The sequence below is a fragment of the Clostridium sp. CMCC3677 genome (genome assembly GCF_023845585.1).
GTDB classification, from domain to species: domain Bacteria; phylum Bacillota; class Clostridia; order Clostridiales; family Clostridiaceae; genus Clostridium; species Clostridium aquiflavi.
On sequence record NZ_JAMQHS010000003.1, the window covers coordinates 98089 to 113571 of the forward strand.

Below are 15483 nucleotides of genomic sequence, written 5' to 3' on the forward strand. Positions count from 1 at the left end.
TTTCAATTTTCAGAGTAACTTGCCATCCCCATTAGCAAGTTACTTTTTAATTTAAAACATAGCCTTAATTTTATGCAAAAAAGCACCTTTAATATCAATGTGAATTCTCATTGATATTAAAGGTGTTCTTATTTCAATGTAATGTTACTTAGCTTTTTATTCTTCCCATCCTTCTGGGAACTCAGCATTGTGGTAAACTTCTTGAACATCATCATCATCATCAAGTAAGTCTAACATCTTTTGGAACTTCTTAGCATCATCTTCATTAATTGCTGTGTATGTATCTGGAATCATTTTAACATCAGCTTCTAAGAACTCAATTCCAGCTGCTTCTAATGCTTCTCTTACTGTTCCAAAATCTTCTGGAGTTGTTGTAACTACAAATACTTCTTCTTCATCAGCGTTGAAATCTTCTGCTCCAGCATCTAATGCAAGCATCATCATTTCGTCTTCGTCTTTATCAGCTCTTTCAATTACAAGTTCGCCTTTTTCTTGGAACATGAATCCTACACATCCTAATGTACCCATGTTTCCGCCACCTTTTGTGAAAGCGCTTCTTACATTACCAGCTGATCTATTTTTATTATCAGTAAGTGTTTCAACAATTACAGCTACTCCACTAGGGCCATAACCTTCATAAACTATATTTTCAAAATTAACTTCTCCTAACTCACCTGATGCTTTTTTAATTGATCTTGTTATAGTATCATTAGGCATATTAGCAGCTTTTGCTTTTGCAATAACATCTCTTAATCTATTGTTTATTTCTGGACTAGGTCCACCATTTTTAACAGCTACCATTAATTCTTTACCTATTTTGGTAAAAATTTTACCTCTTTTTGCATCTGTTTTGCCCTTCTTAGCTTGAATATTATGCCACTTTGAGTGTCCTGACATATTGTTTTCCTCCTTACTTTAATTTAAGGCTATGTTTTAGCAGAGTGTTGATATATGCATAAGAAAAGTGAGCGAAGTAATTGAACTTAGGAATGCTAAAATGAGTATAGTCCCATTTTAGCTTGTTCCAATGTAAAATTGAGACAAGCAGTAAATGTGACAATACTCATTGAGAATTCTCAAATTCCAATTACAATGCCACTTTACCTATTGCATATATCAACACACACTTAAAACAGAGCCTAATTTAAATATATAAATTGCATTACTAAATCTAAATAAAAAAATAATATTAATATAGATTTTCAATTACAATAATATAATTAATTCACCATTATTTTAATATATACTTTAATATAAAAATCACCAAAAATTATATCATAACAACGATTGCTATTCAAGTAATTGCTATTATATGTAAATTAAATACACTTATATAATCTATTTTCTTCTTTAAAATATATTTCTTCATCGCTCTTAGATATTATTATTTTCCCACTGCTACATTCAATCATTTCTTTTTCCATATTTTCTATAATATCTTTTTCAGCTAAAATATGAACAATAACTTTATCTGTATATTCAGTATCTTCTATATGCCATAAATTTTGTGCACATATATATTGAACTTTTCCAAATAAATCATAATCCATTTCTAAACTTAATTTTAACCCAACAACTTTTTCAACAATTCCTGCACATTTTATTGATATACTTGCACCTTTAGTATAAGCCCTAGTAAGTCCCCCTGTTCCAAGTAAAACTCCACCAAAATATCTTGTTACTACTACAGCACAATCAGTTATACCGCTCTTTTTCATAACTTCTAATATAGGTATTCCTGCTGTCCCCTGAGGTTCACCATCATCAGAATATCTTTGAATATTCATATTTTCACCTATAACATATGCCCAGCAGTTATGTCTTGCTTGTTTATGCATATTTTTTATTTCACTAACAAAGGCTTTAGCTTCTTCTTCGCTTTCCACACGTTTTGCATATCCTATAAATTCAGATTTCTTTTCTTCAAATCTGTCTTCACCAAAATTTCTTATAGTTATATATGGCATTCAATTAACTCCTCTCTTAAGATATTGAGTCCCTTTATAATTTTACTTTCATCAGTTTGATAAAATCCTATTCTAAATGTATTTTTCCCATCATTATGAGATGTAAAAAACATTATTCCTGGAGTTATATATACTCCTTTTTTTCTTAATCTTAAAAATAATTCTTTAGAATTTATTTTACTATCCTTTAATGTTAGATAAAAATTCAATCCTCCTTTAGGATCAATATAACTTACCAAATCTTTAAAATCATTGTCTAATATTTTTTGCATCATCTTATATCTTTTACTGTATTCAATATTCAAAGCTTTAATGTTTTCTTTCCACTTACTTTCGTATATATATAAATCTAAAGCTCTTTGCATCAAACTTGAAGTAGTTATGTCTGTATTAAATTTCGAATTTTGAAGACTTTCTCTAAAAATTTCAGGTGCAACTAAATACCCAAGTCTTATTCCTGGTAAAAATATTTTAGAAAAACTTTTTATATAGATAACTCTTTCATTTCTGTCTAGCCATTTAAAAGGAATGTATTCTATTGATTTTTCATATATAAGTTCTGATAAATAGTCATCTTCTATTATATAAAAATCATATATTTCTGCTAATTCTAAAATTCTTTTTTTCTTTTCTAGACTGTAACTAACTCCTGTTGGATTTTGAAAATAGCTCATAGTATAAAAACATCTTATATTATTTTTTTGAAGTATTTTTTCAAACTTATCTAAATCTATTCCATCTTCTTTTATTGGTACTTCAAAAATATTAGCTTTTTTCCACTTAAATACAGATAATGCACCTCCATAAGTAGGTTTTTCTACTACTACATTATCATTTATATTTAAAATTCCTTTTGAAACTATATCTATACCTTGTTGAGCACCAGATACAACAAGTATATCTTCTTCATTTAATTGATCATTCCAAAAAACATTATTTATTGTTGATATTAGATTCTTATAACCATATGAATTATTAGATATAAGTGCATTTGCACCATCTCTATCTAAAACCTTATCTATAATTTCCTTCAAATCTTCTATTGGAAATAACACTTCTGTATTGGTTTCACCTGTAAAATCAACTATATTAGGTAATTCATCTATTCTTAATTTTTTTAATGTATTTGAATATTCTCTTCTAAATATATTAGGTAATTCTTTTACTTTTGCATATGTTCCACTACCGACTTTTTGATACGCATATCCTTCAGCTTTTAATCTTTTATATGCATTAACAATGGTAACTGAATTAACGCCTAAAACTTTAGACAGCTCTCTTATTGTAGGCAATTTTGCTTTATCCTTTATTATTTTCTTCTCTATTAAACCTTTTGTAAAATTAGATATTTGTATATACTTAGGTATCTCTTCTTCAAACTCTATTTCTTTATATAATTTAATATATTCACCCATTATTTAAACCCTCTATAACCTAAAAATTATAATTTTTGCATGAATATACATTTTCATTGATTAACTTTTTATTATCTTCTATATCTAATTTTCTTATATCTTTTTTCACTAAATTTCTTTTTAAAAGCTCTTTTAATATATCTTCTATTTTTATATCAAACTCTTTAAATCTCACATCATTTTTTATTTCATATGAACTTAAAAAAGTTCTTTTTTCATTTAGAAATTCTATTAGAGCTTTAGTTGATGCAACTATGTTCAGCTCTAAAAATCTTTCAATGTACATTAATGTATTTTCTATATTTTCTTTTGACATTGGCTTATAAAATAAATCATTTATAATATTATTAAAATTATCATTTAAATTTGTTGCCATTCTAACAGCATCTTTGCTTACTGTATACCCATTTAAATTTAAATATAATTTTGAAAAGCTATCTAGAGCTCTTATCAAAATTTCATATGAAGTAAATACGCTACCATTATGTAAATATTTTTTAGTCACTCTAAGATCCTTTATAAGCTTACCTAAATAAACTAAATTCCATTTTTCAATATGTTTATCTAAACTATATTTTGCCTCATCAAAAGTTAATGTAATTTCTTCATCTCTTGAAAATACAATTTTAGAAGATAATAATATATTTCTTGCAAAGCCTTTTTTTCCATCACTTTTATATAAATTTAAAAAGCTCTCTTTGCTTAATAATTTCATATGAACATCTATTCCTAATATTTCCGAATATACATCCCTAATTTCATCGAAATTATCTTTATATAAAACAAATAAATCTATATCAGATTCATCCCAGAGATCTCCACTTATTATACTTCCAAAAGCAAATATAGCTAAAACTTTTCTATTAACTTTTAAATCATTTATTAACTTTTGAAATGATTTTTGATATTCTAATATTGATTTTAACATTATATCGCTCCCTTTCCCCATCTAACTATTATAACTTAATTAAATAATCATTTAAAGAATTGTTGTATTTTATAGTTTCTTAAAAAATAAAAAATTCTTAGTTTTAAAATGGAATCTTTGTATAAAACACTTTAAAATAGACCTATTATTTTTTATATCTATTTTTAGATTCCATTCTATTTTATCTAAGAATTTTTTAATAAATTATTTCTTAAATTTTATAAATTATTTATTAGCTTAGTACATTTAATACATATTCTTTAGTTTTGTTGTATACTTCATCATCAACTTCAACAATCATAAATGTTCCATCTTCTCTATATTCTTCTTCTAAAACTCTGCCATTTCTGTGTAAAAATGATTGTATATTACTTTTATCATATGGGATTAAGAACTCTGCTTTTTTATAATTATATGGAAGTTTTTCTTCTATTAATGCTAAAAACTCTTCTAAATTTATTCCTTGTTTAGCTGATATTCTTATAATTACTTGTTCCTTGTTAATTTCATCATTTTCTATAAATTTAATAAAATCACTTATTTGTTCTTCAGTTGCTTTATCTATCTTGTTTAAAACTAATATTGTTTCTTTATCAATTGCCTCTAATTCTGTTAATACTTCATTTACTGCTTTATACTGTTCTATTGCAGTTTCTGATGATACATCAACTACATGACATAAGATATCAGAAAATATTACTTCTTCTAATGTTGACTTAAATGCTTCAACTAAATCATGTGGTAATTTTCTAACAAACCCAACTGTATCTGTTAATGTAATTAACCCCTTATTTTTTAATGTTAAAGCTCTTGTTGTAGTATCTAGTGTTGCGAACAGCATATCTGCTTCAAATACTTTTTCTTTTCCTACAGTATCTTTTCTTGCTGATAAATCACAAAGAACATTTCTTAAAGTTGATTTTCCTGCATTAGTATAACCTGCAAGTGATACCTTAGGAATACTTTCTTTATTTCTTTTTTCTCTTTGTACTTCTCTCGTCTTCTTTATTCTTTTTAGTTCTTTTCTTAAATCATAGATAGTTTCCATTATGTGTCTTCTATCTGTTTCTAATTTCTTTTCCCCAGGCCCTCTAGTTCCAATACCTCCTCCAGTTCTTGAAAGTATTGTACCTAAGCCTTGTAATCTACTTAATCTATATTTAAGTTGTGCAAGTTCAACTTGAATCTTAGCTTCTTTGCTCTTAGCCCTTGTTGCAAATATTTCAAGAATTAATGTAGTTCTATCTATAACTTTTGCTCCTAAAGCTGCTTCTAAATTTCTAACTTGTGATCCTGTTAATTCATCATCAAATATTATTACATTAGCTCTTTCTATTTGTCTAATAGAAGCTATTTCTAATACCTTTCCTCTTCCTATAAAGAATGAAGGATCAATTTTATTTCTGCTTTGAAATACCGTTTGTAAAACTGGAATATTGCAAGCTTTAGTAAGTTCCTCTAGTTCTTCTAAACTTTCTTTTGTATCAGAACCTACAAGTATTGCCTTTTCACCTGTTTCTTCTATTACATCATTAACTTTTATTAGATTTTCTATAAACTTAATCTTATCTAATATATTTACAGATGTAATTTCTTCTAAAGATAAATTCATATTTTCATCATATTCTAGCTTATTGTTATAAAGTCTAAGAAGCCCTAATGAAAAATCTTTTATTTTTCCTTCTTCTGTTATAGCAACTGATACAATAGCATCTAGTTTTAATTTTAAAAGTGCAGTTACATCTAAAGCTGAAAGATTACAATATCCATTAGGATGAGTATGTATAACTCTAACCCCCGATAGTCTCTTTTCACTTATATCTATTAAAGGCACTTCAACTGATGTTGAATCTCCAATAGCAACTGACGTAACATTACCCTTTCTATTTATTGCTACGCTTACTTCTCTTTCAATATTTGCTGATACCTTAGCAATTATATCTAAAATTTCTACATTACATACTTCATCTTTAGAAGTTCTAATTGAATATATTCTTTCTAATTCATTTAAAATAGAATTTCTAATTCCATCAATATTTCCCTCTATCATTGTAAATCACCTCAAATTTAATTCTTACAAAAGTTCTAAAAATTACTATACTTCTTTAATTTATCAACCCAATTTTTAATAAACATGATAAAAACTAGTTAATATATTTTTTTACTTCTTAATTAGTGTCCACATTATCATTCTAACTTATCACATATACTAGTTATCATCAAATTAATTTTATAAATAATAATTTAGTCTTATCTTAAGAACTTTCATATAATTTTATACTATTAATATTTCCTTGTAAGTGCTCTTGTATTATCTGACTCCCTTTGATTTTCAATAAATTCATAAGTGTATTGTATCATACTTCTATTGAAAACATACAATTTCAGTAAAAGTTAAACTAAGATGGTATTGGGCCACCTTAAATTTTATGTTTCATATTTTACTAAAGAATAAAATAATGAGACATCCTCCTTGACAATATTACTAATATTTTATACTATTAAAATACTTTAAAGAAACTTAAATGAGATATATTAGAGGAGGTGACCTGTTGTTAAATCTTTATTATGATTTTAGATTTTAACAGCAGAATTGCATGGATAATAAAAAGCGTAACATACTTTTTTCTAAAGAAAAAATTGATGCTAGAATAGAAGAACTAGGTAAAGTTATCACTGAAGATTATAAAGATAAAAACCTTTATGTTTTATCTTTATTAAGAGGTAGCTTTATATATGCAGCTGATTTAGTTAGATCAATAGATACAAAAGCTAAAATAGGCTTTATGACTACTTCAAGCTACGGTCATGATGAAGTATCTTCAGGAAAAGTTAAAGTAATTAATGATATTCCTGATAATATTGAAGGATATGACGTTCTTATTGTCGATGATATTATCGATACTGGTATAACAATGGATTTTGTTGTCAATCACGTAAAAAGTTTAGGTGCTGCATCAGTTAAAACTTGTGTTTTACTTGATAAACCATCAAGAAGAAAAGTTGAAATTGAACCTAACTACTGCTGCTTTACAATTGAAGATCTTTTTGTAGTTGGTTATGGATTAAATTATGGAGATCATTATAGAAATATTCCTTATGTATTTAACTGGGAATAATTTATAATCCATTTTATATATTAAAATATTATAATCTAAAAAAGAAGCCTTATTTAAAAGTAGAGGCTTCTTTTTTAATTGCCAGGTTTAAAATCAATTGCTGTTTGTGGTATTTTTCCTACTATAATTGTATCTGATACTGGTACTTTAGTTGCTATTTCAACTTCATTAGTTTTAAATGGTAAAATCACTCTAACTTTTGATTCAACATTAAGATATATTCTATGCCTAGTTTGATTAATTCCCGCACTTTCAAATTCTGATTCATAATTTGCATTTATATTCCCTATATCTTCAACTCTAATAGTTATTTGTGGTCCTACATTATAATAAATACTATTTTCAGTAAACCATCCTAATGGTATTTTTATTTTTATATCTTCAAGATTCTGCAATTCTTCATTACATTGTATAGATAACTTAGATGCTAAATAATTTAATTTTACAGTATCTGCTTGAATAAGAGTTATATTTCCTTCATTATCTTTTTCTATTTTTATCATTTCATTATAATTAAATTCATCTGCAAAAAGCTTAATACTGTTACTATTAATTATGTTAAGAATTCTTGATCTTACAGTCATTTCTGCTACTCTATCCAATGCTGGCATAACTTTATTATCCAAAAATACTGCCATTGAATTAAAGATAATAACAAGGGCTATACTAATTACTATAATTGGAATATATTTTCGTTTTTTACGCTTTGTATAATATTTCATTTCACTACCTTTATAATGAGTTATTAGTTTACTCTTATTATAAGTATGCTATAATAATAAAGAATATTATTTAATCATTAACGTAATTTTAGGAGGATAGAATGTCGACTGAAAAAACTCCAAATAAAACAAAAAAAAGTACTAATAAAAACAGTAATAATAAAAGAAAAAAAAAGAAAAAGAAAAAAAATAAATTAACCGCCTCTACTATCTTAAAAAGAACAGGTATTGGTTTTTTGACTTTGATATTAATGTTATCTGTCATAGGTGCAGGATACTTACTTGCAATTATAAAAACTACCCCTCCATTAAATGTTGAAGATGTTTTATCATTGAATCAGCCTTCAAGTTTATATGATAGCAGCGAAGAATTTATGGATAATTTACATACAGATGAAGAACGATATGTAATAACTTCTGACAAAATCCCAGATAATCTTAAAAATGCCTTTATATCAATTGAAGATGAACGTTTTTTTAAACATAGAGGAATAGATGTTCAAAGAATATTAGGTGCTGCTTTAACAGATGTAAAGAAAATTTTAACTGGGCAAAAAGGACTACATGGTGCTTCTACCATAACTCAACAACTTATCAAAAACACAGTTCTTACTAATGAAGTATCTGTAAAAAGAAAAGTAAAAGAAATTTACTTATCTCTAGATCTTGAGGATCAGTTAAGTAAAGATCAAATAATTACTGCATATTTAAATACAATACCTCTTGGCGGTCAAGTATATGGTGTTGAGGCTGCTTCATTATTATACTTTAGTAAAAGTACATCAGATTTAAGTTTAATTGAATGTGCTTACTTAGCAGGTATAACCCAAGCCCCTAGTTATTACAGTGCTTATAATGAAAATAGCCAAAAAGATCCATCCAGATATATTAATAGAACTCTAACTGTTTTAGCTAAAATGAATGAATTAGGTTATATTTCACAAAGTGAATATAATCAAGGTGTTCAAGACATTAATGATGGCAAACTAGTATTTAAATCAAGTAAAAAAGATTTTCGCTTAAATTATGAATGGTTTGTTTATCCTGCTGTGTCTCAAGTTAAGAGAGACTTAAAAGAAAAATATAAATATACAGATGAAGAAGTATCTAAGTTAATGGTTAATGGTGGTCTGAAAATCTATACTACTATGGATAGGAAGTTACAGGATTTTACACAAAAAACTTTAGACAATTATCGTAATTTAAATGTTGGAAATTCAGAAGCTTATGATGAAAATAAAGTTCCATTATTACAAGCTTCAGCAACAATAACAGACTATAAACATGGTAAAGTTCTTGCTATGGTTGGCGGAAGAGGTAAACAACTTCCTCAATCAAATAATAGAGCATATAATGATTTAAGATCAATAGGTTCTACTACTAAGCCACTTACTGTATACGGGCCTGGTATAGATCAAAAGATAATAACTGCTGCAACATCAATAGATGATGCTCCATTATCACCAGAATTAACAAAAAAATATCCTGCATATGCTCCACCTAATATCCTTAGAAATTCACCTGATGAATACTTAGGTCTTATATCTCCGCGTGAAGGAATAATGTATTCTAAAAACACTGCTTCTGTTATAACAGCAGACACTATTGGTTTAAAAACAGGAATATCTTATGGAGAAAATTTAGGTCTTGTATTTAACAGCGCATCTAAAACTTCTATAGCTACTGTTGCATTGGGTCAATATAACAATAATCCTAATGATAGAGATGGTGGTAATACTTATAAATTAGCTGCTGCATTCGGAAGCTTTGGTAATAATGGTATGTACGTGGAACCTTTGCTTTATACAAAGGTAATTGATGCCAAAGGTAATACCATATTAGACGGAAAACCTAAAGAAAAACAAGTATTTTCACCACAAACAGCATATATAATGTATGACTTACTGAAAGGACCTGTTAACTTTTATGGTGGCGCTCCCGCTAAATGGGGTGATATGCCTGTTGCTGGTAAGACTGGTACTACTACAGATGCTAAAGACTTATGGTTTGCAGGCCTTTCTCCTTATCTATCTGGATCAGTTTGGGTTGGCTATGATAACCCTAAAACTGTCTTCGGAGGATCTGGAACAGTATGTGCTAATTTATGGGGAAAAATAATGGCTAAAGCACATAAAGGACTTGAAGTTAAAGATTTAGAAGAACCTAAAGGAATTGTTCATGTTGCTGTATGTAAAGATTCAGGTAAGCTACCATCAAATTTATGTAGCAGTGATCCTAGAGGAAATAGAATTACAGAAGAATTATTTATCGAAGGAACCGAACCACATGAAACATGTAATACTCATATTAGTGGACGTATAAATAGACTTAATAATAAATTAGCAGGTGCTAATACCCCTACATTGTTAACTCAAGAAAGAGTTTTTGTAAGCAAAAAATATCCTAACCCATTAACTAGGGATTATATATACGTACTTCCATATTCACAAGATAATTATATCGAACAACAACCTACCCCTGAACTTTCTCCTCCAAATATAAATGAGGAAAATGAAGTAGAAATACCAAATAATAATGAATCTGCTCAGGAAAATCCTACTGTACCTCCTGAGACTGCTCAAAATAATTCTGTATTAAAACCAAATTAACTTCAAAAAGCGATACATTAAATTCTTAATGTATCGCTTTTTCTTATTAAAATAAATAGAAATTTAAATGTTTTTATTGCAAAATGAATAAACGATAACCAATCCCTGCATTTTCTATTTTTTATGTAATCTCAGCGTTTACAAACCCTACTAAAATTAATATTTTCCATAATATCAATATATTAATTTTGCATTTTTTGCTCTTTGTTCTTGCATTTTTTACTTTTACAATATAAAATTATATTTATCGACATATTTTTTTCTAATGTAGGAGGCATAAATTTGGATATTTTAAATAATTTACTTGTAAAATTCAATGATTTTTTGTATACATATATACTTATAGCTTTATTAATAATTTTAGGTCTTTACTTTTCTTATAAAACTAAATTTGTTCAATTTAGATTTATAAAAGAAATGTTTAGGTTATTAGGTGATGGTGTTACATCGGAACGAAAAAAAGGAAGTGTATCATCATTCCAAGCCTTTTGTATAAGTACAGCATCAAGAGTCGGAACCGGTAATCTAGCTGGTATTGCCATCGCTATATCTATAGGTGGACCTGGTGCAATATTTTGGATGTGGGTTATAGCTTTAATAGGAGCTGGTTCAAGCTTTGTTGAATCTACTTTAGCTCAAATATACAAAATTAAAGATAAAAATGGTCACTTTAGAGGTGGTCCTGCTTATTATATTGAAAAAGGTCTAAATAAAAAATGGATGGGCGTTTTATTCTCAATATTAATAACAGTCTCTTTTGGACTAGTATTCAACTCTGTTCAATCTAATACTATTTCTCTAGCTATGAATGAAGCTTTTGGAGTGAATCAAATTACTGTAGGAATTATCTTGACTGTTTTAACTTTAGTAGTTATTTTTGGTGGAGTTCATAGAGTTGCTAAAGTATCTGAAATAATTGTTCCTATAATGGCAGTTGCTTATATATTTGTATCATTATTTGTAGTATTTAAGAATTTCAATCATATCCCTAGAGTGTTTGCATTAATTATTGAAAATGCTTTTGGTTTAAATCAAGCTATCGGAGGAACTTTAGGTGGAACTATGCTTATTGGAATAAAGAGAGGTTTATTCTCTAATGAAGCTGGTATGGGTAGTGCTCCAAATGCCGCTGCAACTGCTGATGTAACTCATCCAGTTAAACAAGGTTTAATTCAAACTCTTGGAGTTTTCACAGATACAATAATTATTTGTAGTTGCACTGCTTTTATAATATTACTTTCAGATATAGATTTATCTGGTGGGTTAACAGGTATTCAATTAACACAAAATGCTTTAACTTATCAAATAGGAGGCTTTGGAAGTATATTTGTAGCTATCTGTATATTATTATTTGCATTTAGCTCTATAGTTGGTAACTACTACTATGGAGAATCTAATATTGAATTTTTAAACAAAAAAAAGATATATTTAATTATTTATAGAATAGCAGTTGCTTCTATGGTATTCTTTGGTTCTATAGCTAATTTAAATATAGTTTGGAACTTAGCAGATACATTTATGGGTTTTATGGCTATAATAAACTTGATTGCAATTACTTTACTTAGTAAATTTGCATTTAAAGCATTAGCTGATTATAAAGCTCAAAAGAAAGCAGGAATAAAAGAACCTGTATTTAAGGCTTCATCTATACCTGAATTAACAAATGTTGATGAATGGGAATAGCTTTAATTAGAATATAGACATAAAAAAATGTAATGATTAATTAATCATTACATTTTTTATTTGCTCTTGTTTCAAATGAATACTTCTTATTTAATCAGTCACTACTGAATTTTCTGTTCCATATTTTATATCATTAATCACTTCTTTAGATTCTGTAGTTATAAAAAATTTGTTCGTAAATTCTGCATCATTTTTATCTTTGCCTTTTACTGTAACAACATAACAAAGTTCAGAACTTAAATTTTTTTCACATTTTGCTTTTCTTTCAGCATAAGCTAGTTCAGTTGGATAAACAACTTCCCCATTGTCATTTAATTTATCAAATAAATTTAATGCTTCTTTTTCTGCTTCTTCTTGCGATATATTTATTACAAAATCTTTACATTCTTTTTGAATTGACGAATTAGTGTAATTTTCTAACAAACCATTAGACTTATTTATGCATATTATTATTTCATCAGAATATATTGGATAACCATTTTTACATTTCAAATATACAAAAGAATAATAAGGAAGCTTGTCTGTATCTTTTTCATTTTTTATTCCCCTAAAAGTTAACTCTTCAGTGCATATATTCTCTAGATATTTTTTTGACTTTTCTTTAGCTTCATAATATGATATTTCATATTTATCCTTTTTAATATCTTTATTAGCAAAACCTATAACATTATAATTTTTATCTAAATCTATTCCAAAGGAATTAGCTGTTATAGTTTTATAGATTAACTTATTCTTATTGCCTAGTGTTTTTACTCGTTTATATTTTATATTTTTTAAATCCTCATCATCATCAATTGCATTTATTGCATGTAATCTCTCTATAAAACTTTTAGCAGATTTAATATCTTTAGATCCACTTCCTATAAATTTATGCATTACAAATATTACAGTTATACTAAGAATCGCCAAAACAATTACACTAATCATCTTAGTTTTTTTAGAGCTCATTTACATCAATCCTTTATAATAAGCTTTTTTATAATTGTACAATATTAGTAAAATTTAATCAAACTTCTACTTTAATATATATACTTGATTCCCAATTTATCCTCTATTTGCTTTACTAAATCTTTTCCTACAACTTTAAATATTATGGCTAAAATCATTTCTATAGTCCCCATTAGATTAGATGAAATCATTACTTTTCCATTATCCACAAAATTTTTATTAACTATCTTCATCTTATTTAAATTTTCAGATTTTATTAACTTATTTAAATTTTCAATATGAGGAATAGACATACCCGTTAAAGATTTTATTTGTTCTAATATTACTATTGAATTCCCTATAGCGCATATATAATTACATTGATTATATACTTCTGCTATACTTTTTATAATATTTTCATTTTGAATTATATTTTCTATACTTATTGAATCTGGTAAAATTATAATATTTGAATCTGAAATGCTAAAATTTGATGAATTTAACTCCAACTTTAAATTATTACTGTAATTAGTCCTATCAGTTAATGATATTACTTCAAAATTAAACATTTTCTTATTTGATAATATATTTACTTCATTAAATATATCCCAAATTAAAGTATAATTTGCTATATTTATATTTTCATATACAATAAATGAAACATTTTTTACATTCAAATCTTTAAAATAAAAAAAATTACTTTTAGCAAGTTTAAATGTTGTTTCCTTTTGATAAGTTCCACTTTCTTGAAAACCTAATTTATTTGCAAATGATCGTGCATATTCATTTCCTACTTTATCTAATATCATTTCTCCAGCAAAATCAAAGAAGTAATACTCAAGCATCAATCTCATAGCTTCTTCACCAAATCCCATATTTCTATATTTATGATGAATTTTTATATTAGATCGAGCTATTTTTGTTGTAGGGTCATATCCATGAAAACTTACTTCTCCAATAGGTTCATCTTCAACTGTATATATAAGGCAATAAAAATTTCTTCCATCCGTTGGAGATACCATTTTTTTATAAAAACTCTCCCACTTACTTTCCGTAAATTTATATACTCCCCCAATATCCTTCATTGTTTCTTCATCATCCCATAATTTTGATGTAAAAGCTAATTCTTCATATTCAGGTTGCTTTATATATACTAATTTACCATTTCTTCTATACAGTTGATATTCTGTTTGCATAAAATCACCTAATAATTTCTTTATTATATTATTTTAAATATCTCACATTTTCTTCTTTTTATCAATATTTATAATTCAAATAAATGTTAAAATCATTTATATAATTTTTATTTTTTAATTTTTATATAAAAAAGTAAAAATTTTTTTCTACACCTTAGTATATGTATACTTAAATTTACATAATACTAAACACATTCTTTAATAATAAGTAAAATAAATGGTTAAAAGAATAAATATTTTCTTTTTTTACTAAAAAAATGTTGATTTTTACCTCTAAAATTTATATAATATCATTGTTTGTTTAGTAATTTTAAACTTAAGGTTTAGTAAAAGTGAGTATATTATATATTCGACGGTAGGTGTATATTGTGCAAATTGGAGAAAAGATTCGTGTATTAAGAATGGAAAAACAATTAACCCAGGAAGAATTGGCAAATAGGTGTGAGTTATCTAAGGGATTTATATCTCAACTTGAAAATGATTTAACTTCTCCCTCAATTGCTACTTTAATGGACATATTAGAAATTTTAGGAACGAATTTAAATGAGTTTTTTAGTGAAACAAAAGAAGAACAAGTTATATTTAGCAATGATGATATGTTTAAAACAGATGATGAAGAGTTAAAATATTCGTTAATGTGGCTAGTCCCTAATGCTCAAAAGAATGCTATGGAACCAATTATGATTGCTATTGAGCCAGGTGGACAATATATTGAGGAAGAACCACATGACGGTGAAGAATTTGGCTATGTATTATCTGGAAGTATTTATCTACATTTGGGAAAAAGAAAACTAAAAGTTAAAAAGAATGAAAGCTTTTACTTTAAACCAAAGGTTAATCATTATATTTCTAACGCTGGTAGAACACCAGCAAAAGTTATTTGGATAAGTACTCCACCATCATTTTAAATTTTAGAG

General features: G+C 26.8%; 12 protein-coding genes. 4 read left to right on the plus strand and 8 right to left on the minus strand.

The features are described from left to right. Positions 1–156: 156 nt before the first annotated feature. From NG901_RS04280 to hflX, 5 genes are all read right to left on the minus strand, one after another. The gene (locus NG901_RS04280) at positions 157–897 is read right to left on the minus strand and encodes a YebC/PmpR family DNA-binding transcriptional regulator (RefSeq protein ID WP_252212511.1); all 741 of its coding nucleotides are present in this window, start codon (positions 895–897) and stop codon (positions 157–159) included. A 422-nt stretch (positions 898–1319) separates the two neighbouring features. Continuing rightward, positions 1320–1967, minus strand: coding sequence for a YigZ family protein (locus NG901_RS04285; protein WP_252212512.1), 648 nt, complete (start codon positions 1965–1967; stop codon positions 1320–1322). Beyond that, positions 1955–3382, minus strand: a complete 1428-nt coding sequence (locus NG901_RS04290; protein WP_252212513.1) for an aminotransferase-like domain-containing protein — start codon at positions 3380–3382, stop codon at positions 1955–1957. Before NG901_RS04290 ends, NG901_RS04285 begins: the two co-directional genes overlap by 13 nt. Positions 3383–3401: 19 nt before the next feature. Then, a complete protein-coding gene (locus NG901_RS04295; protein ID WP_252212514.1) occupies positions 3402–4310 on the minus strand; it encodes a nucleotidyltransferase domain-containing protein in 909 nt (302 codons plus the stop codon). 232 nt (positions 4311–4542) lie between these two features. Then, positions 4543–6360 carry a GTPase HflX gene (hflX, locus tag NG901_RS04300; protein WP_252212515.1) on the minus strand — a complete coding sequence of 606 codons (1818 nt, stop codon included), beginning with the start codon at positions 6358–6360 and terminating at the stop codon, positions 4543–4545. Positions 6361–6907: 547 nt separating this feature from the next. Between hflX and hpt the strand changes: the two genes are divergently transcribed. Beyond that, the gene (gene hpt, locus NG901_RS04305; protein ID WP_252212516.1) at positions 6908–7429 is read left to right on the plus strand and encodes a hypoxanthine phosphoribosyltransferase; all 522 of its coding nucleotides are present in this window, start codon (positions 6908–6910) and stop codon (positions 7427–7429) included. A gap of 74 nt (positions 7430–7503) precedes the next feature. Here hpt and yunB read toward each other — a convergent pair whose 3' ends face one another. Beyond that, positions 7504–8151, minus strand: coding sequence for a sporulation protein YunB (gene yunB, locus NG901_RS04310; RefSeq protein ID WP_252212517.1), 648 nt, complete (start codon positions 8149–8151; stop codon positions 7504–7506). Positions 8152–8252: 101 nt separating this feature from the next. Here yunB and NG901_RS04315 point away from each other — a divergent pair, with 101 nt between their 5' ends. Beyond that, on the plus strand, positions 8253–10760 hold the full coding sequence (locus tag NG901_RS04315) for a transglycosylase domain-containing protein (protein WP_252212518.1): 2508 nt from the start codon (positions 8253–8255) through the stop codon (positions 10758–10760). A gap of 282 nt (positions 10761–11042) precedes the next feature. Then, positions 11043–12443 carry an alanine/glycine:cation symporter family protein gene (locus NG901_RS04320; RefSeq protein WP_252212519.1) on the plus strand — a complete coding sequence of 467 codons (1401 nt, stop codon included), beginning with the start codon at positions 11043–11045 and terminating at the stop codon, positions 12441–12443. A gap of 90 nt (positions 12444–12533) precedes the next feature. Here NG901_RS04320 and NG901_RS04325 read toward each other — a convergent pair whose 3' ends face one another. Beyond that, the gene (locus tag NG901_RS04325; protein WP_252212520.1) at positions 12534–13391 is read right to left on the minus strand and encodes a hypothetical protein; all 858 of its coding nucleotides are present in this window, start codon (positions 13389–13391) and stop codon (positions 12534–12536) included. Between the two features lie 71 nt (positions 13392–13462). Beyond that, complete coding sequence (locus tag NG901_RS04330) at positions 13463–14566, minus strand: GNAT family N-acetyltransferase (RefSeq protein ID WP_252212521.1); 1104 nt, start codon at positions 14564–14566, stop codon at positions 13463–13465. A 368-nt stretch (positions 14567–14934) separates the two neighbouring features. Here NG901_RS04330 and NG901_RS04335 point away from each other — a divergent pair, with 368 nt between their 5' ends. Continuing rightward, positions 14935–15474, plus strand: coding sequence for a helix-turn-helix domain-containing protein (locus tag NG901_RS04335; protein WP_252212522.1), 540 nt, complete (start codon positions 14935–14937; stop codon positions 15472–15474). The last annotated feature ends 9 nt before the right edge of the window (positions 15475–15483 follow it).

What these genes read in the sequence shown, in the direction of transcription:
- yunB (WP_252212517.1), bottom strand. Translation starts at nt 8,151, where the DNA reads ATGAAATATTATACAAAGCGTAAAAAACGAAAATATATTCCAATTATA.
- NG901_RS04315 (WP_252212518.1), top strand. Translation starts at nt 8,253, where the DNA reads ATGTCGACTGAAAAAACTCCAAATAAAACAAAAAAAAGTACTAATAAA.
- hpt (WP_252212516.1), top strand. Translation starts at nt 6,908, where the DNA reads ATGGATAATAAAAAGCGTAACATACTTTTTTCTAAAGAAAAAATTGAT.
- NG901_RS04330 (WP_252212521.1), bottom strand. Translation starts at nt 14,566, where the DNA reads ATGCAAACAGAATATCAACTGTATAGAAGAAATGGTAAATTAGTATAT.
- NG901_RS04325 (WP_252212520.1), bottom strand. Translation starts at nt 13,391, where the DNA reads ATGAGCTCTAAAAAAACTAAGATGATTAGTGTAATTGTTTTGGCGATT.
- NG901_RS04290 (WP_252212513.1), bottom strand. Translation starts at nt 3,382, where the DNA reads ATGGGTGAATATATTAAATTATATAAAGAAATAGAGTTTGAAGAAGAG.
- NG901_RS04295 (WP_252212514.1), bottom strand. Translation starts at nt 4,310, where the DNA reads ATGTTAAAATCAATATTAGAATATCAAAAATCATTTCAAAAGTTAATA.
- NG901_RS04285 (WP_252212512.1), bottom strand. Translation starts at nt 1,967, where the DNA reads ATGCCATATATAACTATAAGAAATTTTGGTGAAGACAGATTTGAAGAA.
- hflX (WP_252212515.1), bottom strand. Translation starts at nt 6,360, where the DNA reads ATGATAGAGGGAAATATTGATGGAATTAGAAATTCTATTTTAAATGAA.
- NG901_RS04280 (WP_252212511.1), bottom strand. Translation starts at nt 897, where the DNA reads ATGTCAGGACACTCAAAGTGGCATAATATTCAAGCTAAGAAGGGCAAA.